This is a genomic window from Leptotrichia sp. OH3620_COT-345, from assembly GCF_003932895.1.
Lineage (GTDB): Bacteria > Fusobacteriota > Fusobacteriia > Fusobacteriales > Leptotrichiaceae > Pseudoleptotrichia.
On record NZ_RQYW01000010.1, the window covers coordinates 39,895 to 63,948 of the forward strand.

Below are 24,054 nucleotides of genomic sequence, written 5' to 3' on the forward strand. Positions count from 1 at the left end.
CCTCCTTATGGATTTTTTAAAGCTTATGATATAACGGTTGCATTTTATTAAAAGTGCATATATGTGTAAATCCTATCTTTTTCAACTCTTCCTGAATGTAAGGAATATGAGCCCCTACATCCTCAGCTTTGTGAGCATCCGAACCTATAGTGATTATTTTCCCTCCCAGTTCATAATAAAGTTTTAAAATATCCCTTGACGGAGTTAAATCTTTCAGTCCATATCTGAAACTTGATGTATTCACTTCTATTCCTTTTCCGTCTTCTATTACTTTTTTCAGTATTTTAGTAATAATTTCTTCCGATTTTTCAAAAGGATGTATAGTTTCATTATATCTCTGTATCATATCCAAGTGCCCTAAAATACTGTAATTTTTATATTTATTCATAACCTTATAAATTTCTTCATAATATTCACGATTGTATTCATCTTGAGTTTTCCCTTTCTGGAAATCATTATTCCAGAATTCCCTGTTATTTATCTGATGACAGGAAAGTATTACAAAATCAAGTTCATAAGCATCAAACAGTTTTTGAAAGTCTTTTATTGTATGTATCTGCATCCCAAATTCCAGTCCCTGTCTGATTGTAATTCTATTTTTATACTTTTCTTTTAATTCTCCTATTTCTTTAAAATAATTCGGATAATCCACATTCAGTACAACTTTTTCCTTTTCAGAATCTGTCATTTGTCTGTAGACATCATGATCTATTTTTACTCCGTAATCTACATGATCAGTAAAACATATTTCGGAAAATCCTTTATTGATAGCACTTATTATGGATTTTTCAAGTTCTTCATCAGAATCATCACTGTATTTACAGTGCATATGATAATCTGCCAACATAACAGCCTCCCTAAGTAAAATATTTCTATTTTTAAAATAAAGTTTATTTAAAATCAAAGTATCTTTTCATTAAAGCAACTTTCATATTCCCAAATTTATTTTAAATTTATCTTACATTTATTATTTTTTAATTCTATATTCTTATTTTTATGCAATTCCTTCAATTTCCTTTTCAATTTCACTTTTTCCATCTATAAGTCCCCATTTCTCAAATATCTGTTCAATTTTAGGCATAAATATCCCGAGAAAAGGTCCGAATAAAATTGCAAAAAGAACTGTTCCTTCTCTTAAAGACCACGGCAATGAAAATAAAAGAGTTGTAACTGTTATAATAGCTATTATTCCCATATCCACCCATTGTCTGAATTTAGAATAGGATATTTTCGTTTTTTTATGAACCGCACTACAGAAACTTTCCAGAGGAAAAGTCGGTTTTCCAAGCACCAAAATTGCACTTACGGAAAAACTTACAAATATAATTCCTATAAGTATAAACATAAATTTTATAAAATAATTATTAAAATATAAATTTTTAAATACAGTATATATAAAATAATTTACAACATTTCCAATTAGAAGCAAAACCAGTATCTGTAAAAAACTGATCTTTTTGAATTTTTTCCCTTCTATTATAAACTGTCCCAGTATACATAAAAGATTGAATATCATTCCTACAGTTCCTATTTTCAATCCTGTCAGATATGAAAAAGTAAGAGCGACAGCATCCCAAGGCCCCAATCCTATACCGATTTTAACTATAAGAGATACTCCGATCCCTGTTAAAATAAGAAATATCACTATAATTATGTATATTTTTATTTCTTTTATAATATTTTGTTTATTTCCCACAACTTTTCCTCTTTCTTTATTATGCAATTACAATTCTTCTCCATTAGTGGCAATTACTTTTTTGTACCAATCAAAACTCTTTTTCTTACTTCTTTTCAGTGTTCCGTTTCCTTCATTGTCCCTGTCCACATATATAAATCCGTAACGTTTTTTCATTTCTCCGGTTCCTGCACTTACAAGATCGATAGGTCCCCACATCGTATATCCCATCAAATCAACTCCGTCAAGCTCTACAGCATCTTTCATAGCTTTTATATGATCTCTCATATAAGCTATTCTGTAATCATCTTCCACATATCCGTTTTCATCAGGTACATCTACTGCTCCCAATCCATTTTCCACAACAAATAAAGGTTTTTGATACCTGTCATAAATTTCATTTATTGTAGTTCTGAAGCCTAAAGGATCAAGACCCCATCCCCAATCCGTCACTTCAATATAAGGATTTCTCATTGAATGTAGAAGATTTCCTTCACCTAAAACGGAAGCTTCCTTTGATATACAACGTGTTGTGTAATATGAAAAACTCACAAAGTCGACGGTATTTTCTTTTAGTAACTTTTTATCTTCTTCCGTTATATTTATTTCAAGATTATTCCTTTCAAAAAATTTTAATGCATAATTCGGATAATATCCTCTCACCTGAACATCTATGAAAAAATAATTCTCTCTGTCTTTTTCAAGAGCTTCCCATACATCTTCAGGTTTTGCAGTCAACGGATAAAATTTACCCGCTGCAAGCATGCAACCTACTTTATTTTCAGGATCAATTTCATGAGCTATTTTTGTCGCCCATGCACTGGCAACCAATTCATTATGTGCTGCGGTATATAAAACTTTCTTCCTGTCCTCTCCTTCTTCAAATACAATTCCCGCTCCCATAAACGGTGCATGTAAAAGTATATTTATCTCATTAAATGTAAGCCAGTATTTTACAAGTCCTTTATATCTCTTAAATATTACTTCACATAGTTTTTTATAAAAATCTGTTATTTTTCTGTTTCTCCATCCTCCATATTCTTTTATAAGGTGAACGGGAAAATCAAAATGAGTTATTGTAACTAAAGGTTCTATCCCGTATTTTTTACATTCTCTGAATATATTTTCATAAAATTCCAATCCTTTTTCATTGGGGGTATTCTCATCTCCTCTAGGAAATATTCTTGTCCATGCTATGGACATTCTGTATGTCTTAAAGCCCATTTCAGCAAATAGCGCTATATCTTCCTTATATCTGTGGTAGAAATCTATTGCTCCCTTGGCAGGGTAAAAATATCCGTCTTCAAATTCCAGCATTTTTCTTTCCCCTGTGATTACAGCTTCCCTGTCTTTACCTACAGGAGATAAATCGACATTGGCAAGCCCTCTTCCATCTACATTATAGGCTCCTTCGAGCTGATTTGCAGCTGTTGCTCCGCCCCATAAAAAATCTTTCCTGAATCCCATATTGTTACCTCCTTAATTTTCAATTACTCAATTTTTATAAAATAATATAACATCGTTTTTTGAAAAAATCAATTATTTCCTATGATTTTGTTCTATTGTTTCATTTTTTCCGATATACAAATTTTTTCTGACACTTTTGTTTCAGATAAATAAATTTTCATTTATTTTTCTCTGTTTTCATAACTTCAATATACGTATTTACATTTTTGTGATAATTATTTACAAGTAACGAAGCAAAAAATATGTCAAAAACGTAATTTATTCCGGCTAAAATAGCAAGCATTTCTAAAGTTAAAACATATTCTTTCATGCATATCCCCATATATTCCGAACAAGCTTCTATAAATTCCGAAGTTGGAGTATCTCCTATCTCTACGACATAAATCTTTCTTTTTTTCAGTTTATTTGCTATTTTTATCATATATAGATTATTCAAAAAAAGAGAAATAATAATTGCCAAATCATTTTTACCTTTCCGACTTGCTACTATATAATGTTCATTTATACCGTCATAAGCTTCACTTTCAATACCCAATGTCATAATTTAAAAGCTGCCAGTTTTGCTACAGTATAGCTGATTCCTATCCCATATATTTCAATTTTTTTGCCTTTTTCAATTTTTCTATAATTTTTTCATTATTGAAGGTGACAAAATAAGTTTCGTATCTGAAATAATTTTTTCATAAAGTAAAGGCGTGAAAGATACAATATCTTCATATTTAATTGAAATATTTAAAGATTCTTTACTTAAAAAAAATTCTATCTTCTTCATTTCATTTACTTTCCTGTCAATTTCTCTCTGAAATTCTCTATATCTTCCAATATTTATTTTCTGCATAATCTTACAGCTGAAACTTTACTTGTAAAAGATTTTCTTCCCAATTTTTCTGCTGAAAATGTATGAATATCTTTCAGATCTTTCAATATGTATTCGGCAATATTCTTTTCACTGTTTGTAAAATTTTCCATTTTTTCCAGTTTATGAATGATCATTTTTTTCCTCTTCAAAAAATTTTTATTATTCCATTTCTTCTATTTCTTTTTCAAGCTCACTTTTTCCATCTACTATTCCCCATTTTTCAAACATTTTTTCAATTTTAGGCATAAATATTCCCATTAAAGGGCCGAACAGCAGCATGGAAATTATAGTCCCCTCCCTCAAAGACCATTTAAGGGAAAATATAAAAGTAAGAATTATTGAAACAGTTACACAGAAAAAATCTACCCACTGTCTGAATTTTCCAAAAGGAATCCCCGTCTTTCTGTGAACCGCACTGCAAAATCCTTCCAATGCAAAGCTCGTTATTCCCAATACTACTATCGCTCCTATTACTGCCGCTAAAAACACAGTCGAAGTTATGGAAGCAGTAAGCCTTATAATATAATTGGGAAATACTAAATTTTTAAATGCGGTATAAGCAAAAAAGTTTATTGCAATTCCCAATAGTATTGAAACAACTATTTGCCAAATACTTGAATTTTTAAAATCCTTTCCAAGTAAAATTTTCTGTCCTATTAAGCATATGAAATTGAATATTATTCCAAGCGTTCCTATTTTTAATCCTGTAAGATAAGAAAAAGTAAGAGACATGGCATCCCATGGTCCTACTCCTACATCCGCTTTTACTGTCACTGCAATTCCCGCTCCTGCCAGTATTATTAATATTCCCAATAACCCATATGCTTTTATGCTTTTTGTCATTTTTTCCGTTCTCCTAGTTCTATATTTCTTTAGTCTTTTCTATTTAACAAAATAAATAATATACTGTTACTACATCATTTCATTTTAATAAACATACTTTTCTTTTATATATATTTTCTTCAAAACAATATTTTTCAATAAAAGGCTTTCCATTTTCATAAATCCACTTCTGGATATATACAGGCTTCACTACAAATAATCTTTCAGATTCCAGAAAAGAATAATTTTCATAGGAATTTTTGAAATTTTTTTTATACATACTCAAAAATTGAACTTGTTCCGAGGGATATCCGATTTCTTCGGATATCCCCTCAATCTGCACATTTTCAAAGCAAAGAGCTATATTCGGATTTTTCAAGAGATATTCATATTTTCTAAAATTTTTATCTGTTTGAAAATAAAAATGTTTATTTATAATTACTACAGACATTGTTCTTGAGGTAACTTTATCATTCAAGGAAGTGGACAGAACCATCTTCCTGCCGTTTCCCATCTGATTAAACAGTTTTTCACATTCATTATCAAATATATTCAATTAAAAACACCTCCAAAACTTTCATATTACTTGTACTGCTCCAATATCCTTCTTTAATTATTTTTAAAAGTATTGCTGTATTAAATTTTTAAATTTTCGACTTACAATTCCTCACCGTTACTTTCTATTACTTTTTTATACCAATAAAAACTTTCCTTACGGCTTCTTTCAAGTGTCCCGTTTCCGTCGTTATCCTTGTCTACATATATAAATCCATAACGTTTTTTCATTTCTCCCGTTGTAAATGAAACAAGATCTATACATCCCCATGGAGTATATCCCATTAATTCGACTCCATCTATTTCTATAGCTTTGTGCATTTCCTTAATATGCTCTCTCAAATATTCTATTCTGTAATTATCGTATACTTTACCATTTTTATTTTTTACATCTATCGCTCCGAATCCGTTTTCCACAATAAATAAAGGTTTATTATATCTTTCATACATTATATTAAGAGCATATCTGAGTCCGACAGGATCAATAGGCCATCCCCAATCCGATTCTTTTATATAGGGATTTTTCACTTTTCCTACAAGTTCATCTCCTCTTTCAGTGCCGGACTTATCAGCTTTATCCACAGTGGACATATAATAGCTGAATCCGATATAGTCTACCGTTCCCTCTTTCAAATCAATTAAATCCTGAGGCTCTATCTGTATGTTAAAACCCTTTCTTTCCCAGAGTTTTTTTGTATAGTTAGGATAAGCTCCCCTTACATGGACATCCAAAAAATGCCAACGACTGTGCATTGACTCCACAGACTGCATCATATCTTCAGGATTACATGAATAAGGGTAAATAGGTACAAATGCAACCATACACCCTATCTGAAAATCAGGATTGATACTTTTCCCTATTTTTACTGCTCTTGCACTTGCCACAAGCTCATTATGGACTACCTGATACATTGTTTCTTCCTTATTTTCACCGTCCTTGTAAATTACTCCGGAACATGTAAATGAAAATATATCTACATCGAGATTTGATGCCTGATTGTTTATTTCGTTGAAAGTCATCCAATATTTTACTTTATTTTTATATCTTTTAAAAACAGTTTCTGCAAATTTTACAAAACAGTCAATTACTTCTCTGCTTCTGAATCCTCCATATTTTTTTACAAGATTAAAAGGTATTTCAAAATGAGAAAGTGTAATAACAGGCTCTATACCATATTTCAAAAGCTCATCAAATAAATCATCGTAAAATTTCAATCCTTCTTCATTGGGAATTTCATCATCTCCGTTAGGAAATATTCTCGTCCAGCCTATAGAGGTTCTGAAACACTTAAATCCCATTTCTGCAAAAAGCGCGATGTCTTCCTTATATCTGTGATAAAAGTCTATTGCTTCATGATTCGGATAATTTTCTCCCGGAATTACTCCTTCAGTTATTTTTCTTGGAATCCCGTGTGCTCCTGCTGTCATAACATCTGCAGTACTCGGTCCTTTTCCGCCTGCATTCCATCCTCCTTCAAGTTGATGAGCTGCAACCGCTCCTCCCCATAGGAAATCTTCGGGAAATTGTCTGTTCTGCATTATTCTCCTCCTTATTTTTAGAAATTCTTATCTTACATACTTCTACTTTATTTTTTCAGTTTTTTATCAGTTTTTATTTTATCCTTTTTATCTTTCGGTAAATCTACTCTATATTTTTCCCTATTTTCATAATACTCTTTAAATTGAGGCAAATATTTTTCATGGGCATCCAGCAGCTCATTTAAAACTTTTCTTGCTATTTCAGTTCCCGGTACAAGAGGATTTGTCGTAAATGCTTGTAATGCAGTTCCATAATCTCCTGTAACGGCCGCTTCCACTGTCAACTCTTCCATTGCTTTCATTATCTGTATGTACCCCCTCTGCCCTGCATTTGGAAATTTTCCAAAATTTAAAGGTTTCGGTCCTGACGATGTTATATACGAAGATATTTCCACTGCGGAATCATAAGGTAAATCTTCTATTGCACCTTTATTTTTAGTATTTACAGCCATCACAGTCCCTTTATTATTATAAATTCCGTTTATAATTTCACACGCTGCATCGGAATAATAAGCTCCTCCTCTTTGTTCAAGCTGTTTAGGTTTTTCATGCAAATCGGCATTTTTATAAAGCTCAAAAAGTTCCTCTTCCACTTTTTTTACTATTTCTCCTCTTGTTCCTTTCTCTTTGTAATCTTTTAAGGACTGTTTCAACATTTCATCCTGTAAATAGTAATATCTATGATAAGGACACGGAAGCATACCGAGATTCTTTATTTGGGTATAATCAAAATTGAAGTTCACAATATTTTTTACACCTATGTTTTCTTCATCCTGAAGCTTTTCCATTAAATCATAAGTTATGTCGTTACCTTTTTTATCATACACATTATACCATACAAAATGATTTAATCCTGCAAATTGAAAGAAAAAATCTTCAACTTTTTTTTCATATATTTTTGCACAATCCATCATTAGATTAACAGGAACATTGCACAACCCCACCACTTTATCAAATTTTCCGTATTTCAGCACAGCTTCCGTTACCATTCCCGCAGGATTTGTAAAATTTATAAGCCATGCGTCAGGTGCCAGTTCTTTTATATCTTTTACAATATCAAGAATTACCGGAATGGTTCTAAATGCTTTGAACATTCCTCCCGCTCCGTTTGTTTCCTGTCCCAGAAGTCCGTTTTCAAAAGGAATTTTCTCATCTTTTATCCTTGCATCAAGAAGCCCCACACGAAACTGTGTTGTTACAAAATCAGCTCCTTTTATAGCTTTTCTTCTATCCAAAGTCAAATGAATTTTACAGTCTATTCCTGCCGCTTTTATCATTCTCCGGGCAAGCTTTCCGACTATTTCCAATTTTTCTTTTCCGTCTTCTATATCTACTAGCCATATTTCTCTTACAGGAAGCTCCTTTATTCTCTTTATAAACCCGTCTATCAATTCGGGAGTATAACTTGAACCTCCTCCTATCGTTACTATTTTAACACCTTTCTTTTTCATTTTTTTGATCTCCTTTATTTTTTATCATATACAGTCTTATACAAATCAATGAATTCCTTTACTAAATCCTTGAACAGTATGGCTCCCATAAGATGATCCTGAGCATGTACCATTATAAGCCCAATGTCTATTTTTTCTCCACCTGCTTCTTTTACAATAAGGTCTGTCTGTATATTATGGGCTTTCAGCATTTCTTCTCCCGCTTGCTCCATAAATCTTTCCGCTTCATCGAAATTTCCTTTTTTTGCAGCATATAAGGCCTGATAAGCCAAACTTTTACTTTCTCCTGCATGTCCTATAAGCGTCATCGCTATTGTTTCCAAATCAAAACTCTCAGCCATTTTTTCCTCCTAAAAATATTTTATTTGATATATTTTTCTTTATACATAAGTTATATCATATTATTTTTATATGTCAATTTTTATATATTTTTGATATTTTTTCGTCTACTTTATTATAATATTTCCAATAATATAATTCTTTTTTTAAATAAACGATTTACAATCATTATATTTTTCGTGTATAATAAGTAATAAAAGTTCTAAAATTTTTAATTTTTTTGTAAGGAGAATTAACATGAATATTTCCAATTCCATAAACAAAAATTTTTTTGAGAATAAAAAAATCAATGTCACATTTTTAAAACCTTTAAATAAAAAGGAAAAAGATTTTCTAAAATACCTTTTTGTACGTTTCAAACTGCTGAAACACTTTGAAAAAACTTCCATTATATCTGATATCCCTTTAAATGATCTTCTTCAGTATTTAAAATACACTTCAATACAGCAGTTACAGAAATTTTTAAATAATTTATTATCAAAAAAACTTGTTTATTCGGTTTCATCCAATAAAAAACTTATTATTACAGGAACCTTTCCGATTCTTTCTTCTTACAGCATAGTTTATAATGAAATAGATTTTCTTTTTTCTAAGGAACTGCTTTTAGCAAGAAAAATAAATACATTATTCGCTATGCTCAGAATAGACTTTTTAATTTTTATGGGAGATGAATTTTCTTATAATCTGTACATTTATCTTATTTCTTCTCAAACAGAAAATAATTTTATAGAAGTTTCCTTGAGAGAATTGAAAGAAATATTAAATACAGGGAATAAATATGACCGTTTTTTTGATTTTGAAAAAAAGGTTTTAAAAAAGTCCGTTGATGATATTAATCTTTTTTCAGATATTGAATTGCAATATGAAAAAATAAAAATCGGAGAATTTAAAAATAACAGAGTGGATAAAATAAAGTTTACTTTAAAAAGTAAAACTGAAAATGACAAACTACTCAAAAATATTAAATTAACTGATAATATTAATAAAATCCTTGATATGGTGAAAGGAGATATTAAAGATTTCCACACAACATTTGAGTTGATTAAAAATTATATAATTAAGAGAAATTTTGATTATGTATATAAAAATACGGTTTTTGTAAAAGAAAACTTTAAAGACAATATCGAACAAAGTTTAAAAAAAGCTCTTCTTTTGGACTTTGCCCAAGCATCTTCTCCTAAAAAGTTCAATGAAATTGTCAATATTAAGAAAATGTATTCGACACCTTTTTTAATTCAACTTGATATTTCGACCTTATTAAGAAAATACGAGCTTGTTCATGAGCTTCAAATATTGCTCGATACAGGCTTTTTCAACAAAATCAATATTTTAAAGGATGATCAGATTTTAGAAAAACATTTTGAGACTTTTAAAGTTTATGTTCATTATTTTAAAAATAAGGAAAGTGTTATTATAATAAGTGTAATTAAAAAAGGAAAATAATCGAAAAATAATTTGAATATTAAGTTTTTAGATTGCTATTTTAAATCTATTCTTTAATTTATCAAAAGTTTTACTGTATTTTCATTTTAAATTACCTTCTATATATCTCCACTTTTTCCTAACATTCAAAATTTTCTGAAAAAATGTGAAATTATTCTGTCAGGAAAACAGCTGTCTAAGCATCATCAGTTTGCTGTTTTCCAAGAATAATAGATGTTTTGAGCAAATAAATTTTTTCAGTCCGTAGTAGGAATACAAAGACGGTAATAAATCCGGATAGAAAAAACATCTTTTACAAAACTTTTTTCCAAAAGCATAAAAAACAGAAAACCTACTCCTTAATATTTACCGTTCCTGCTCCGTCTATAAACCATTTTCCATTTTTATTAATAACATTTACAGGTAACTCTATTCCCGTTTTTTCATCTTTCAAGATAATTCTTCCTGTTTTTTTATTGTAAGATTTCACTTTGAAAATACTGTCTTCCTCTAAATCCAACCATACAGCTCCAAATATAGGACCGTAGTCTACCGCATACTCGTTAGAAAATTTTCTGTCTTTTTCACTTACTTTTTCTCCTGAAAGAATTCTCTCTGAAATTTCTCCTGCATGTTTCTGATTTGTATGTATTATTTTAAATTTTTCCGTAATAGGTTGAGTACTCATCCATTTGTCATGATTTTCAATATTTACATTTATATAATCATTCACAAAATTTTCAGCTATTTTTTCAGCTTCAGTTTTTTTCTTAACTGTACTTTCCGCTGTAATTCCCAGACTTAATACCATTATTAATCCAAATATCAGATATAAAATTTTTCCCGTTTTTATTTTTTTCATATTTTTCTCCTTTAATTTTATTAATATTTTTAATTATTTATCAATAATTTCACTCAAAAATTCCTCTGTATCTATAAGCCATTCTCCTCCTTCTTTTTCCGAATTAATTTCTATAACTGTTTCTAAAGTTTTAGGCATTTTTGATATATATTCTTCAGAAATTATTAAAAAATCTTTTAATACCATAGGTAAATACCGTTTTTTATCTTCATCGGTTTCAATTGATTCCAGTGAAAGTCCTGTTTTCTTTTTGAAATTTCTTTCTACTTTTTCATATATTTTAGCAATATCAGGTTCTTTCATTGACCTGATTTTTAACTTTATATCCGCTTCTGTTTCAGAAATATATTCTATTTCCTTTATTTCAATTTCGGTATTTCTCAGAACTATATTCGTAAGTCCGACAAAAAACATAGGAAATAAGCTATCAGTTGAGTAGTTTTCCGATTTCATATTCAATATTTCATCTAAAACTTCTTTTTTTGAGTTTTCTCTTATAATTTTTTTCAATTCTTTTTCAATTTTTATATTATTATTTCGCAAAGTTTTTTCTGAAATCTTTACTCCTGTTTCTACTGTCACTTTATATGGTTCCGAAATTCCGATTATTGATATCATTAAAAATAATATTATAGTTATTTTTCTCATTTAAAATCACCCCCCTTTTTCCAAATTTCCAATCATTATATCATTTTAACCTTAAAAATAAAATGATAAATTGTAACTTTCTTGTTCTTTTATATCAGTTTCACGGTTTTATATAAAATCACTATAGAATATCCAGTTCTTTAAATTTTTTGATATTTTTTTCATACAAATTACTGTCTGTATTTTTTATTTTCTCATTATATTTTTTTATAATTTCAACTGTTTCTTCTACACTTTTATCATCAAGTATATCAACTATATCTGAATACTTTTCAAAAAACATTGAAAAACCTTTATTATAATCTTTTTTTTCAAAATGAAGAAAAATCGAAGCTACTTCCGCCTTTATTTTCTCCTTTTCTATTTTTCTTTTATCTCTTGAATTTCCTGAATGATCCATTTTATCCTTTTTATTACTTCCAAAGTTTTCTAGCGATATACTCGGAGCGGCAGGTAAAGGGGGCATTTCTTCTATTCTTGTATATTCAGGTGATAACGGCATCGAATAGTTTTTATCTTTGGAAAGATTTTGTACTGAAATTTCTCTTTCTTCCTGTTTTTTAATACTTTTTTCAGTTTCCTCAGGAGAAACTACAGTTCGAGCTTTGGAAATATTCGACATTAATTCTAATTTTCTTTCTTTATTATATAGTTCCACAGATTTATTTAGATAGTCAGTTCCTTTTTTTTCATCTCCCCTGTAAATATTTATAGTTCCTGCTCCTAAATATCCTCCCGAAAGTTCGGGAAATTTTTTTATCATTTTTTCGTAAACTTCCAGCGCCTTTACATAATTGCCCATCTCCTTATAATTATTTCCAAGTTTTTCATAAATAAAAGGAACATCAGGATTTATGTTTAAAGCTTTTTCATAGTATTTTACAGCTTTCTTTTTATCCTTTCCGTATTTTTCATCTTCATAATAAGCTCCAAGTGCATAATAGGCAAGATAATTTCTCCCATCCAGTTTAATGGATTTCATAAGCTGCCTTTCTATTTCAGAAGCTCTATTCTCCTGTATTCCTATTAAAAGTGCTTTTGACGAAGCTTCATTTATTCCGAACTTTTTCAGTTTTAACTTGACTTCTTTTATATCTTTATCCGTAATAAAAGAGCTTGCCGATAATACAACTGAATTTAATGTAAGAAAAAAACATAATAATATATTTTTAAATAATTTTTTTTTCATTTTATACTCCTATACTGTTTCAAAATATTTTATAATCCTAAAATTTCCTTGAACAATCCTTTAAATACTCTTCTATTCTCCGCTGATTTCCTGTTTTTATTCGCATATTTAAGAATATATCCGGTATCAGCATCAATTTCATAACTGTATTTTTTATTTTTTGTAAAAAATTCTATTATATAAAAATATTTTCTATTTTCTCTGTTAAGCATAATTTTTGTAATTTTTGCTTCCTTACGTAAAACTCCCGAATGAGAAAATATAATCTGCTTTGCTTTTTCAGTTGTTATTTTTACATTTGTATTTGAAATTTTTACTCCTGCTCCTTTATTATCTGAAAAAACTGTTCCTGAAAAAAATATTATCCCTGCCAATATAATTTTTAGAAAACCGATTTTCATTTTTATTTTCCTCCATTTCCTCTTCATCCAATCAGACGGAATCTTCTATTTTTTTATTTAATGGAAGTTCAAAGCTGAATATACTTCCTTTGTTTATTTCACTTTCCACATCGATTTTACCGTTATGGGCTTCGACAATCCATTTTACCATAGAAAGTCCCAACCCTGAATTATCTCCGGCTCTGGACGGATCAACTTGATAAAACCTGTCCCATATTTTATCTATATGCTCTTCAGATATTCCTATTCCATCATCACTAACTTTACAAATGACTTTACCATTATTTGTAAAAATCTCAATCAAAACATTTCCATTTTTCTTTCCATAAAAAATTGCATTGGATATTAAATTTATGAGAACTCTCATAATCATTGACTCATCTATATCTACATAAATTTCCTCATTAATGACCCTATTCAAAGATATATTTTTCTTTTCGGCATTTGTCCGTTGCGTTTCAATGGCAATTTCAGCCATTTCGCTCAAATTCGTATTTTCAATATTAAGCTTCCTATTTCCTTTTTCCATTCTTGCCAACATTAACAACTTTGAGATAAGATTCGACATTTTTTTAGACTCGTCCAGTATACTTTCAAAAATTTCTTCCGTTTCCTTATTAATTTTCAAATATTTTATTCCATACTCACTTTGAGAGCTTATAATAGATATAGGAGTACGTAACTCATGGGAAACATCCGATGTAAACTGTACTTCTCTGTCAAAAGAATTTTGAAGTCTGTCAAACATTTTATCAAAAGTATTTGCCAATATTGAAATTTCATCTTTTCTGTCTCCTATATCTATTCTTCGGGATAAATCATTTCCTTCACTTATTTTTTCTGCGGTCTTTGTAATATTTTCTATAGGTCTGAAAGCCTTTTCGGTTATAAAATATCCTCCAATAGCTGAAATTAAAACTAAAAACGGAAATATCACAAGAAAAATAAGGATAATAACTTCCATATTCCTTTCAGCTACCGATGCGGGGGTAATTCCCCTAATCCATATATTTCCATAATTTCCCAGTTTTTTCTGAATTTCATATACATACCATCTGGAATAACCCTGTGTTACAGTCTTTATTTTATTATTTTCTGAAAATGAATCGGAAAATTCAAAATCCAGATGAGAATCTCCATAAATAAATTCTTTATTTTTATCATATATTGAAACAAAAATATCAGTAACTGAAGTGTCCAAATTATTATCAAGAATGAGCTCGTTGTTATGAAATTCAATCCTTTTAAATGTATTTTCCACTGTATTTTTCAATCTTCTATAAACTGAATTACGAATTACAAAACCTCCGATATAGACCATCGTTCCTAAAAATAATGCGGTAATCCCTATTATCAAACTTGTATACCAGAAAGTTATTCTCATTTTTATTGACAATTTTTCTGTAAACAATTTTCTTAACTTATTCATTTTCTACCTTTAATATATATCCGACTCTTCTAATAGTATGAATTAATTTCGGAGAAAATTCTTCATCTATTTTTTTCCTTAAAAATTTAATGTATACTTCGACTATGTTACTTCCTCCTTCATAGTCAAAATCCCATACATGCTCTTCTATTTTTTCCTTTGACACTACTTTTCCTTTATTTCTGATAAGATATTCCAATATTGCAAATTCCTTTGCAGAAAGTTTTATGGACGTTTCTCCACGGAATACATTATGACTTTTACAATCTACAGTAAGATTGGCAACTTTAAATATATTTCCTTTTTCATTAAAATCAGAATTTTTTCTGAATATTGCTCGTATACGTGCAAGGAGTTCTTCAAAATCAAAAGGTTTTACTAAGTAATCATCTGCTCCAAAATCAAGTCCTTTTACCCTGTCTTCCACATTTCCCCGTGCTGTCAAAAAAAGTACGGGAGTTTTAACACCTTTTTTACGTATTTCTTTCAACACATCAAAACCATTCATTTTCGGAAGCATTACATCAAGAATAACCGCATCATAATCAACTGAAAAAATATAATCAAGCGCTTCTTCCCCGTCAAAACAGCTATCTACACCGTAATTTTCCTGTTTCAGCGTTTTCACTATAATGCTGTTTATCTTTTTTTCATCTTCCACTACTAATATTCTCAAGACTCATATCTCCTTTCACTAAATTTTTCTATCCAAATATAAAAATACTTTTTCTAATTATAGCATATTCTATCATTTAAACCTTAAAATAAACTGAATTTTTTTATCTTTTTAAAATTTTTTAAGAAAAAAGACATTTTCATTATATTGAATAATTGAAAATGTCTGCATAAAATCAATCAGAATTAATGTTTTTTCTTTCTAATCCCGGTATTTAACTGATAAATCATTACTGTTTTAAATTCAAACTTTAATATGATTAATTGATTTCACATCTAAAGAATGAGAAATTAAACAAGAGTTTTCTGCAATTTATAAATTTATTTCAAGTTGTGTTTTCGGAAAATTTCATATATAAATACAATTACAATATTTCCCTACAATTTATTTTAAATTATATTTACAGTATTTTCAGCTTTCCTGTTCGTTTATAGCCCAACTTCCTTTTTCCTTAAAGACTTTTAGAATCACTCCGTTTCCTTCGTACTTCTCTTCCGTAATTCTTTTCCCGATAATAACCTCAGCTTCAGTATCCGACATATAATTAATTTTCTGAAGCTCATATCTTGAGATGGGGTAAATTATCTCTTCTATTCTCTTTTTTATTTCATTTTCTATCTGAGCATTATTTTCCTTAATTTCCTGTTTTGAAAGTTTGACAGTTTTTTCTTTGTCCGTTTCATAGTTTGCTGTAAAAGCCTGTAATGAAATTGTTGTTGAAATTAAAATTGCAAGTTTTTTCATAATTTGCCCTCCTAATTTTTTATTTTCATTGTAATAAGATTTTAGCACCTCAGTATTAGAATAAATTTATTTTAAAGTTGTTTCCTCCTGTGTTACAATAAAGTATTTTCAAATGAAAAGAGCAGAAGCCTATTATCATGACTTCTGCTGTTACTTTGTAACTTTTTAAGACTATTTTTACTTTTCACATTATTTTTTCTCATTCGTTACCGTCATTTGATTTTTATAATACATATATTATGCAATCGTTTTTCTCTTGAAGTTTTTACATTGCTCTTCCATTATTAACATACAAAAACAAAAATTAACAATAAAGGAATATAAATGTAACCGTTTTTTAGTAATTTTACAATACCATATCATCTATCGGAATAAGAACAGCACCCATAGAAATCATATGTCCTACATCTATTTTCATCTTTTTTATAATTCTCATAATTTCTTCTCCCTGCTCATCTTCCACATAGGCTATCATTATACTGTCAGTTCCCGGCCATAAATGACTGTTAAAATGTTTGAGATGTTTTCCCCAGTCACTGAAAACTTCAGGAATAAGTATATACTTTTCCAATCCATATTCTGTAAGCTCTTCTTTTATTTTTTCAAGAAAAAAAGAATCAAAATATACTTCCAGTCTTTTCATAACTTCTACCACTCCTTATCTTAATAATTTTTAAGTTAAAAATGCAACCGTAGGTAGCTTAACTTTGAAATAAAATACATTTATCACTATATTATACCCCATTTTATGCTTTTTGTGTTTTTTCATCCAATCTATATTTTATATGCATTTCTATTTTATTATATTAAATTGCTGTTCTAAAAATCAAAATATTTTTTAAATCAATAAAAGAATATTTGTATTTTTAATTACAATTAAAATTTTTATATTTTCAGTAATCTTATATTTTATTCATAACTATTGCAAATAAAAAGAACACTGATAAACTCAATGTCTTTTTTTAAATTCATTATTTTTTGATAATCGATCCATATTCACAAAAATGAGTATTATTGTAAAATTATTTTTTAATATTTACTGCCCCTGCTCCATCTATAAGCCATTTTCCATTTGATTTTACTAGTTTCAATTTAACTTCAACATTAATCGGTTTACCTTCTGAATGAACTGCAAACTCAGGTTTTATATTATCTTTTAAAATCATTGTCCCGGTTTTTTCATTCCAACTTTTCACCTTGAAGTTACTATGTTCAGAAGATGTCGCAAATATTTCACTCCCTAATAAAGTATTATATTCGATACCTTTATATTTATTCAAAAGTTTTCTTTCGGATTCGGAAAGTTTTTTGTTTTCGAGCTGTTTTTCTGCTAATTCCAATGCTCTACTTCTTTCTTTATACATTTTACGAAAATTTTCTGTAACGGGGGAAGCTGCTAGCCAATCTTCTAAACTAATATTTTCTTTTATATAATCATTCATAAATTTTTCAGCTATTCTCTCAGCTTCACTTTTTTTCTCTGATATAGATGTTTTTTTCGCTATTTTTTTCTCCATTGAACTTTTTGCTGAAATTCCCGGATTTACTACCAGCATTAATCCGAATATCAAGCATATAATTTTTCCTATTTTTATTTTTTTCATTTTTTCCTCCTGTATTTATTATTTACATTCATTTTACCATTTTAACATTAAAATAAACTGAAAACTTTTAATTTTTTATGATATACAAAACTTTTTCACTTTATCTAATAGTTTTAAAGATAAAAAAATACAGGACTGTCATTAAATTATAACTTATGTTTCTGTTTGAGTTTTCTTTTTTCAATTCTTTTTTCTTTATTTTCTTCAACTATTAAATACACTACAGGAATAAATATTAACGTCAATAACGTTGAAAAGGACAATCCGAACATTACGGCTATGGCCATTCCCTGATAGTATCCTGCACTTCCTCCTCCCAATGCTAGAGCCATCGGTATCCATCCAAGCACTGTTGTCAATGTTGTCATAAGTATAGGTCTGAGTCTTGATCCTCCTGATTTTATAAGAGCTTCCCTTATGCTTATTCCTTTCTGCCTCATACTTGCAACAAAATCAAGAAGTACTATAGCATTGTTTACAACCATACCCATAAGCATTATTATACCTATCATGACAAACATACTCAGCTGTACTCCTGTTAAAATCATTCCTACTATTACTCCTATTATGGATAAAGGTAACGAACTCATTATAAGAAGCGGAAGTATGAAAGATTCGAGCTGTATTGCCAGAACTATGTATATAAGTACTACTGAAAGTCCAAGGGCATTAGCCATCTCGCTACCCATATCCTGCTGGTTTCTTGCATTTCCGGCTGTAGCAAGTTTATATCCCGTAGCAGGATTGGATTTTTTAAATGCTTTATCTATAAATTTCGCAGCATCGTTAAACCCTTTGGAGCTGTCAAGATTCAGTCCTACGGTTACGGTTTTTGCACCGTTATACTTACTTATTGCCGAAGCCCCTTCCACTTGAATAAGTTTTGCAATGTCTCCTATTCGTACAAAAATCCCGTCTTTTGCTTTAATTTCCAAATCAAGAATTTTTTCAAGAGAATTTCTGTATTTTTCTTCCAGTTGTAGCGTCACATCAAGGCTTTCAGTTCCTTCTGTAATTTCAATAGGAGCTACTCCAAGTACGGACATATTCAACATTGTTGTCAAATTAGTAACGTTTATACCGTAACTTTCTGCTTTTTCCCTATTTATTTCCAGCCTTGCCTGAGGATTCCCTCCTTCTGTGGAAGATTTTACGTCTTTCATCCATTTTTCCTTTTTTATTTCCCCAACTATGAAGTTTGCAATTCTGTTGAGTTCATCGGCATTATTTCCTTCTATCTGAAATGAATAGTCTTTATTGGCATTGGCATTGGTAGTTTCTTCAGAAGATAAAGTCAAATTCACATCAGGCAAGTCTTTTAGGTTTTGTCTTATTCTGTCCATAGTTTTAAATGTGTCTTTTTTTATTCTTACATTGACTATTGCGGCATCTTTTCTTGATATTGAATAGAAACTTTCCGTCATTTTATCATTTTTAACAATTTCTTCTATTTTCTTCGTTATTTCATAAGATTTTTCCAAATCAAGTCCTGTAGCAAGAGAAGCTACTACCGAATACTCTTTATTATCTATCGTCGGGAAAAAGGATGTCTTTACTCTCGGTCCTAATATTACCATTGTAAATATAAATAATCCGATAGTCCCGGTTACTACTTTCCACTTATTTTCCAAAGAAACAGCTATCACTTTTTCATATTTTTCCCTAAAAATGTTAAAATATTTAGCTTTTTCTTTATTTAGCAATATTTTTTCAAGATTTAAAAATCTGCTTGATACCATAGGAATAAAGAGCATTGCAACTATTATTGAAGCTCCTAAGGCAAACATTATAGAAAATGCTATTCCGGAAAATACTTCTTTTATAAATCCATTAAATATTACTATTGGTAAAAATACACATACTGAAGTCATTGTAGAAGCTATCATAGGCATTATTACTTCATTTGTTCCCCTTACAGCTGCTATTAAAGAAGGTTCCCTGTATTCCTGCATATGATCAAATATATTATCAAGGGTGACAACAGAGTTATCCACAAGGGAACCCACAGCAAGAGCAAGTCCCATTAAAGATACTAAATTCAGAGAAATCCCCTGTGTGCTTAACAGAAAAAATGTAAACATTGCCGATATAGGAATTGACAATGATATAAATATGGATGCCCTTATATCTTTCAAAAATACAAGAAGAACTATCGCTGCAATAACTAATGCCTGTAATCCGGAGCTTGTAACATTTGCTATGGCATCTTTTACGTCTATACTGTTATCTTTTATAAGATCATAACTCGCTCCTTTAGGAAACAACGGCTTCATTTCCTCCAGCTGTTTTTTTGCTGTATTTGCTATTTCTACTATATTCCCGTCCTTTGACTTTTCTATTACTACAGCTATGGAATCCTTTCCGTTTACTCTTGTATAAGTGTCCTTTTCCTTTGTACCGTAACTTATGCCGGCTAAATCTCTTAACTTCAATGTCTGTCCGTTATCATTGGATAAAATTATATTTTCAACTTGTTCCAGAGTTTTTATTTCTCCTGACACTCTCAGGATAAATTCCTTTCCTCCGTCGGTTACTGTTCCTGCAGGAGTTATAGTATTCGCAGCTTTTATTTTAGAATAAATTTCTGATGGCGAAAAATTAAAAGCTTTCAGTTTATACGGATCTAGTTCAACTTTTATTTCCCGCTTTGTTCCTCCTAATACAAAAATATTCCCTATTCCTTTATTTCTCTGTAATGCGGGTTTCATCGTTTCATCTACGAATGAAGTCAAAGTTGCTTCATCTGCACCTTTCAACACTATAAACAAAGCCATTGCAGAACTCACACCTGCTGAATTTCCTGCTCCTGACAATACAGGGCTGTCAGCATCATTTGGAAGATCATTTTTTATTTTATCTATTTCAGATTGTATCTGAACCTTTTTCGTGTCAGTATCCGTACCGAAATTAAACTGAACTACTACTACTGAAGTACCGAATGCCGAAGTAGTAGTTATATTTTTTATTCCGTCAACATTCAATGATGCTTCTTCTATTTTTTTAGTTATCTGTGTATCCACATCTTCGGAAGTTGCCCCTGTCCATTTAGTCTGGATTACTACAAAAGGGAAATTAAAATCAGGTAATAATTCCTGTTTCATATTTTTTAATGCACTATAACCTGAAAATATCATAAATGCAATTATCATCGTAGTAGCAACTATTCTCTTTGTTGCAAATTCTGCTACTGTCATTTTCCTCTCCTTTCTCTTACTTCTTCCGACATGTTAGTTGATTTTCTTTATTTTTTCTCCATCCTGAACTACATTTTGTCCGTCAGTAATAATTTCTGAACCTATTATCAGTCCTTCCCCTTCAACTGCAGCAAATTTTTCATTCTGATTCAGTATTTTTACAGGAACGGCTTTTGCAACACCGCTCTGAATTACATATACTATCTGCTCTACTCCTCTTACAACAATAGATTCTTTAGGTATTACAATACCTTTTTCAACTCCCGTATCTATACTTGCAGTTCCATACATACCGCTTTTTATTTTCCTTTCAGGATTGGGAATACGTATTTTCACAATAAACTGTCTTGTTTTAGTATCTGCTGTTCCTGATATTTCGTGTACTTCTCCTGAGACTTCTCTATCCAGTTCATCTATTTTTATTTTTGCTGCTGTTCCTACTTTTATTTTATTTACTATATTGGGAGAAACTCCTACTTTTATTTCCATTTCGGACTCATTTACAATTTTAAACAGAAGCTGTCCTGCACTTATCTGCTGATGTCTTTCAAGATCAAGGCCTGATATTACACCGTTTATATCCGCTTTTATTACCGATTTATTGTTACTATCATTTGCCAATGCCAGGTTCGCACTTGCTGATTGATAATTTGTCTTGGCATTCAGATACTCGGTCTCGGTAATCAGTCTTTTCTGATAAAGTTGACTGTATTTTTCATATTGTATACGTGCCGTATTGTAACTTGCAGCGGCAGACTGTAGATTTGACCTTGCTGATTGATTGTCTATTCCCAGTATTACCTGCCCTGCATTTACTTCGTCTCCATTTTTTGCGTTTAATACTGTTAATTCTCCGTTTACTACCGCTACATAAGGTATTTCCTCTTTTCCTTTTATCTCAGCTCCTGCGGTATATCCCAACGACATATCGCTCCGGCTGAGAACCTGAACTTTTACAGGACGCAGTACTTCCTCTGCTTCCTGCTCCTTCTTTTTCCTGCAGGAAACTGTTATTGCAAGTATAAGCAACAAACCTGCAATATATTTTTTCTTTGTATATAGTGATTTTACTATTTTCATATTTTATTTTTCCTCCCACTTTAAATATATTACTTTAAGTATCAATCTAAAAATGCCCCGTATCTTGAAACTAAATAATAATATCTTAATTTTGAACTTATGTAGTCAGTTCTGCTTTGTCTCAAATTTGATTCTGCTGTAAGCAAATCTCTCATCGTTACCAATCTGTACGAATATCTTTCCTGTTCCAGTTCATAGACTTCCTCTGCCTTTTCCAAAGCGATTTTCTTTGCTTCCAGACTTTTTTCAAGGGATTGCAGCTGATAATACACTTTCTTCATTCCTACTTTCAATTCATCCATTACTTTTTCAGCTTCTATTTGCTTTATTTCATAATTTCTTTTAGCCTTATCTACATCAATTTTATTTTCTCCCCAGTCGAAAATCTGCCATGAAAAATTCACTCCCACTGTTCCGTTATAATTTTTTGTTTTTACAGTTTCGGAAATTTTTGTCTGATTTGAAGTTCCATATGTTATTACTCCTGTAACTTTCGGTTTCGTATCCGATTTTTTAAGTTCTATATTCTGCTTACTTATTTCTTTCTGTTTAAGTGCCATCTGATATTCGGTATTCCGTGCCGTAAGTTTTTCAAGATCGTTTTTCAGATTAACTGTCTTACTGAATTTTTCTTCTACAGTAAAAGGTACAATTTGTATTTTTTCACTGTCTTTTATCCCTATTATATTTCCCAATGCTTCTTTTGCTATTTCTATATTGGCTGTTTGCTGTACTATATCCGCTTCTATTGCTTTCAGACTTCTTTCAGCTTCTATAAATTCAGGTTTTGTAACAAGTCTCAGTCTATATTTTTCCTTCTGCTCTTCATAATTTCTGTTCAGTGCTTCTTTGGATTTTTTAAGTACTTCCAGTGTATTTTCAGCTTCATATACATCTATATATGCCTGAATCGTATTTAATATAGTATCTTTTCTTACTTTATCCAAAGATAACTCCATTAACGACAGATAGTTTTTGCCTATCTCTATCCCCGATTTTATTGCCCCTCCTGTATAAATAGGCTGTGTCAATGTGACATTATGTCCATATGACTGGTCATATCTGCCTGAAAAAGGACCTTTTACTTCTTTAAAATATTTATTTGCAGTTGCATTATAACTTATTTTAAAATAGGCATTTTTCCATGCTTTATTCACATCAAGCTTACTTTTATCCACTTCAAGCATTCCTATTTTAATATCTTTATTATTTTTTACTGCCATTTCCGCAGCTTCCTGTACGGTTATCCGCTGTCCGAACACAGGTATTGAAAACAATATTGCCAATATTATTTTTTTTAAGGCTTTTCTTTTCATTTTTTCCTCCTGAGTTATTTTAACGCATTATATATAAATTCTACTATCTGTTCTATTTTTTCTTCTCTTGTCATATTCTCCCCTTTTCTTAAATTTACATTTTCCGTCAGGCTTTCATCCAGAAAAAAACCTTCCATTGATATAAGTATAAATTCAGTTATAAAAGTATCATTATAACTTTTATTTTTAATATCTCCGCTTCTGTTTACAACATTTTTTCGAAGAAAATTTATGGATATATCATGTATCTCTTCCATATATTCCACAAATTTCTTATCTTTCAGAAAACTGTCTATATTTTGTAAATTTATGTTTTTCATATATTTAAAAAATATTTCACTTCTTTTGTTTATAAAATCTTTTAAAATTTCTTTAGGTTTTTTTTCTACATTAATTTCTTTCATTACTCTGATTTTTTCTTCTTTCAGTATTTCCAGAATTTCATATAGAACTTCTTCTTTTGTCTTAAAGTAAGTATAAAAATTTCCCTTGGATATTTCCAATGCTTTTGTAATGTCATCTACTTTTGTCTGAAAATATCCTTTTTCGCAAAACAGTTCCATTGATTTGTCTATTATCATCTGTCTTTTATTTTCTTTTCTTATCATTCTATCTTCTCTCTCCTTCTCATAAATGACTCACGAGTCACTTTATGTATAATATTACTTTTTTTACATTTTGTCAACAACTTTTTATAAAAATATTTCTTCTATAATTTTATAAAATTTTATTTTTATTTTTTATCGAATGGAAATTCACTTTATTATAAAATAAGGGTTACA

At 30.0% G+C, this 24,054-nt stretch carries 25 protein-coding genes; 1 reads left to right on the forward strand and 24 read right to left on the reverse strand.

What is annotated here, in order from left to right; genetic code table 11:
• Positions 1 to 16: 16 nt before the first annotated feature.
• The 11 genes from EII29_RS07235 to EII29_RS07275 all read right to left on the reverse strand — a co-directional run bounded on the left by EII29_RS07235 (position 17) and on the right by EII29_RS07275 (position 8,709).
• Positions 17 to 847 (reverse strand): histidinol-phosphatase HisJ family protein, encoded by an 831-nt coding sequence (locus EII29_RS07235; RefSeq protein ID WP_125236867.1) that lies wholly within the window; start codon positions 845 to 847, stop codon positions 17 to 19.
• 147 nt (positions 848 to 994) lie between these two features.
• Complete coding sequence (locus EII29_RS07240) at positions 995 to 1,723, reverse strand: YitT family protein (protein ID WP_233573279.1); 729 nt, start codon at positions 1,721 to 1,723, stop codon at positions 995 to 997.
• Complete coding sequence (locus EII29_RS07245) at positions 1,724 to 3,142, reverse strand: 6-phospho-beta-glucosidase (RefSeq protein ID WP_125236868.1); 1,419 nt, start codon at positions 3,140 to 3,142, stop codon at positions 1,724 to 1,726. It lies immediately after the preceding gene.
• A 157-nt stretch (positions 3,143 to 3,299) separates the two neighbouring features.
• Positions 3,300 to 3,683, reverse strand: coding sequence for a hypothetical protein (locus EII29_RS12830; RefSeq protein WP_233573280.1), 384 nt, complete (start codon positions 3,681 to 3,683; stop codon positions 3,300 to 3,302).
• 81 nt (positions 3,684 to 3,764) lie between these two features.
• Positions 3,765 to 3,980 carry a hypothetical protein gene (locus tag EII29_RS12835; protein WP_233573281.1) on the reverse strand — a complete coding sequence of 72 codons (216 nt, stop codon included), beginning with the start codon at positions 3,978 to 3,980 and terminating at the stop codon, positions 3,765 to 3,767.
• On the reverse strand, positions 3,968 to 4,111 hold the full coding sequence (locus EII29_RS12840; RefSeq protein WP_233573282.1) for a hypothetical protein: 144 nt from the start codon (positions 4,109 to 4,111) through the stop codon (positions 3,968 to 3,970). Before EII29_RS12840 ends, EII29_RS12835 begins: the two co-directional genes overlap by 13 nt.
• Before the next feature lie 49 nt (positions 4,112 to 4,160).
• Positions 4,161 to 4,844, reverse strand: a complete 684-nt coding sequence (locus EII29_RS07255) for a YitT family protein (protein ID WP_125236869.1) — start codon at positions 4,842 to 4,844, stop codon at positions 4,161 to 4,163.
• A 79-nt stretch (positions 4,845 to 4,923) separates the two neighbouring features.
• The gene (locus EII29_RS07260) at positions 4,924 to 5,379 is read right to left on the reverse strand and encodes a pyridoxamine 5'-phosphate oxidase family protein (protein ID WP_125236870.1); all 456 of its coding nucleotides are present in this window, start codon (positions 5,377 to 5,379) and stop codon (positions 4,924 to 4,926) included.
• A 101-nt stretch (positions 5,380 to 5,480) separates the two neighbouring features.
• Complete coding sequence (locus tag EII29_RS07265; protein WP_125236871.1) at positions 5,481 to 6,917, reverse strand: 6-phospho-beta-glucosidase; 1,437 nt, start codon at positions 6,915 to 6,917, stop codon at positions 5,481 to 5,483.
• A gap of 47 nt (positions 6,918 to 6,964) precedes the next feature.
• Positions 6,965 to 8,368 (reverse strand): 6-phospho-beta-glucosidase, encoded by a 1,404-nt coding sequence (locus EII29_RS07270; RefSeq protein WP_125236872.1) that lies wholly within the window; start codon positions 8,366 to 8,368, stop codon positions 6,965 to 6,967.
• Positions 8,369 to 8,382: 14 nt separating this feature from the next.
• Positions 8,383 to 8,709, reverse strand: coding sequence for a PTS lactose/cellobiose transporter subunit IIA (locus EII29_RS07275; RefSeq protein ID WP_125236873.1), 327 nt, complete (start codon positions 8,707 to 8,709; stop codon positions 8,383 to 8,385).
• A 235-nt stretch (positions 8,710 to 8,944) separates the two neighbouring features.
• On the opposite strand from EII29_RS07275, the gene EII29_RS07280 reads away from it, so the two are divergent.
• Positions 8,945 to 10,150, forward strand: a complete 1,206-nt coding sequence (locus EII29_RS07280; RefSeq protein WP_125236874.1) for a replication initiation protein — start codon at positions 8,945 to 8,947, stop codon at positions 10,148 to 10,150.
• Between the two features lie 331 nt (positions 10,151 to 10,481).
• Here the strand turns inward: EII29_RS07280 and EII29_RS07285 are convergent, their stop codons facing one another.
• The 13 genes from EII29_RS07285 to EII29_RS07345 all read right to left on the reverse strand — a co-directional run bounded on the left by EII29_RS07285 (position 10,482) and on the right by EII29_RS07345 (position 23,880).
• Complete coding sequence (locus EII29_RS07285) at positions 10,482 to 10,991, reverse strand: hypothetical protein (RefSeq protein WP_125236875.1); 510 nt, start codon at positions 10,989 to 10,991, stop codon at positions 10,482 to 10,484.
• Positions 10,992 to 11,024: 33 nt separating this feature from the next.
• Positions 11,025 to 11,639 (reverse strand): hypothetical protein, encoded by a 615-nt coding sequence (locus EII29_RS07290; RefSeq protein WP_125236876.1) that lies wholly within the window; start codon positions 11,637 to 11,639, stop codon positions 11,025 to 11,027.
• Positions 11,640 to 11,760: 121 nt separating this feature from the next.
• Positions 11,761 to 12,828, reverse strand: a complete 1,068-nt coding sequence (locus EII29_RS07295) for a tetratricopeptide repeat protein (RefSeq protein WP_125236877.1) — start codon at positions 12,826 to 12,828, stop codon at positions 11,761 to 11,763.
• Between the two features lie 29 nt (positions 12,829 to 12,857).
• Positions 12,858 to 13,229 carry a PepSY domain-containing protein gene (locus tag EII29_RS07300; protein ID WP_158612482.1) on the reverse strand — a complete coding sequence of 124 codons (372 nt, stop codon included), beginning with the start codon at positions 13,227 to 13,229 and terminating at the stop codon, positions 12,858 to 12,860.
• 31 nt (positions 13,230 to 13,260) lie between these two features.
• Entirely contained in the window at positions 13,261 to 14,658 is a 1,398-nt protein-coding gene (locus EII29_RS07305) for a cell wall metabolism sensor histidine kinase WalK (RefSeq protein WP_199726053.1), read from the reverse strand.
• Positions 14,651 to 15,334: a response regulator transcription factor gene (locus EII29_RS07310; RefSeq protein WP_125236879.1), complete on the reverse strand. Its 684-nt coding sequence runs from the start codon at positions 15,332 to 15,334 to the stop codon at positions 14,651 to 14,653. Before EII29_RS07310 ends, EII29_RS07305 begins: the two co-directional genes overlap by 8 nt.
• A gap of 411 nt (positions 15,335 to 15,745) precedes the next feature.
• Complete coding sequence (locus tag EII29_RS07315) at positions 15,746 to 16,078, reverse strand: hypothetical protein (RefSeq protein ID WP_125236880.1); 333 nt, start codon at positions 16,076 to 16,078, stop codon at positions 15,746 to 15,748.
• A 346-nt stretch (positions 16,079 to 16,424) separates the two neighbouring features.
• Entirely contained in the window at positions 16,425 to 16,721 is a 297-nt protein-coding gene (locus tag EII29_RS07320) for a PG0541 family transporter-associated protein (protein WP_125236881.1), read from the reverse strand.
• Positions 16,722 to 17,100: 379 nt separating this feature from the next.
• A complete protein-coding gene (locus EII29_RS07325; RefSeq protein ID WP_125236882.1) occupies positions 17,101 to 17,682 on the reverse strand; it encodes a hypothetical protein in 582 nt (193 codons plus the stop codon).
• Positions 17,683 to 17,828: 146 nt separating this feature from the next.
• Complete coding sequence (locus tag EII29_RS07330; RefSeq protein WP_125236883.1) at positions 17,829 to 20,876, reverse strand: efflux RND transporter permease subunit; 3,048 nt, start codon at positions 20,874 to 20,876, stop codon at positions 17,829 to 17,831.
• A gap of 33 nt (positions 20,877 to 20,909) precedes the next feature.
• Positions 20,910 to 21,956: an efflux RND transporter periplasmic adaptor subunit gene (locus EII29_RS07335; RefSeq protein ID WP_125236884.1), complete on the reverse strand. Its 1,047-nt coding sequence runs from the start codon at positions 21,954 to 21,956 to the stop codon at positions 20,910 to 20,912.
• A gap of 41 nt (positions 21,957 to 21,997) precedes the next feature.
• Positions 21,998 to 23,272, reverse strand: coding sequence for a TolC family protein (locus EII29_RS07340; RefSeq protein WP_125236885.1), 1,275 nt, complete (start codon positions 23,270 to 23,272; stop codon positions 21,998 to 22,000).
• A 14-nt stretch (positions 23,273 to 23,286) separates the two neighbouring features.
• Positions 23,287 to 23,880, reverse strand: a complete 594-nt coding sequence (locus tag EII29_RS07345; protein WP_125236886.1) for a TetR/AcrR family transcriptional regulator — start codon at positions 23,878 to 23,880, stop codon at positions 23,287 to 23,289.
• Positions 23,881 to 24,054: the final 174 nt, after the last annotated feature.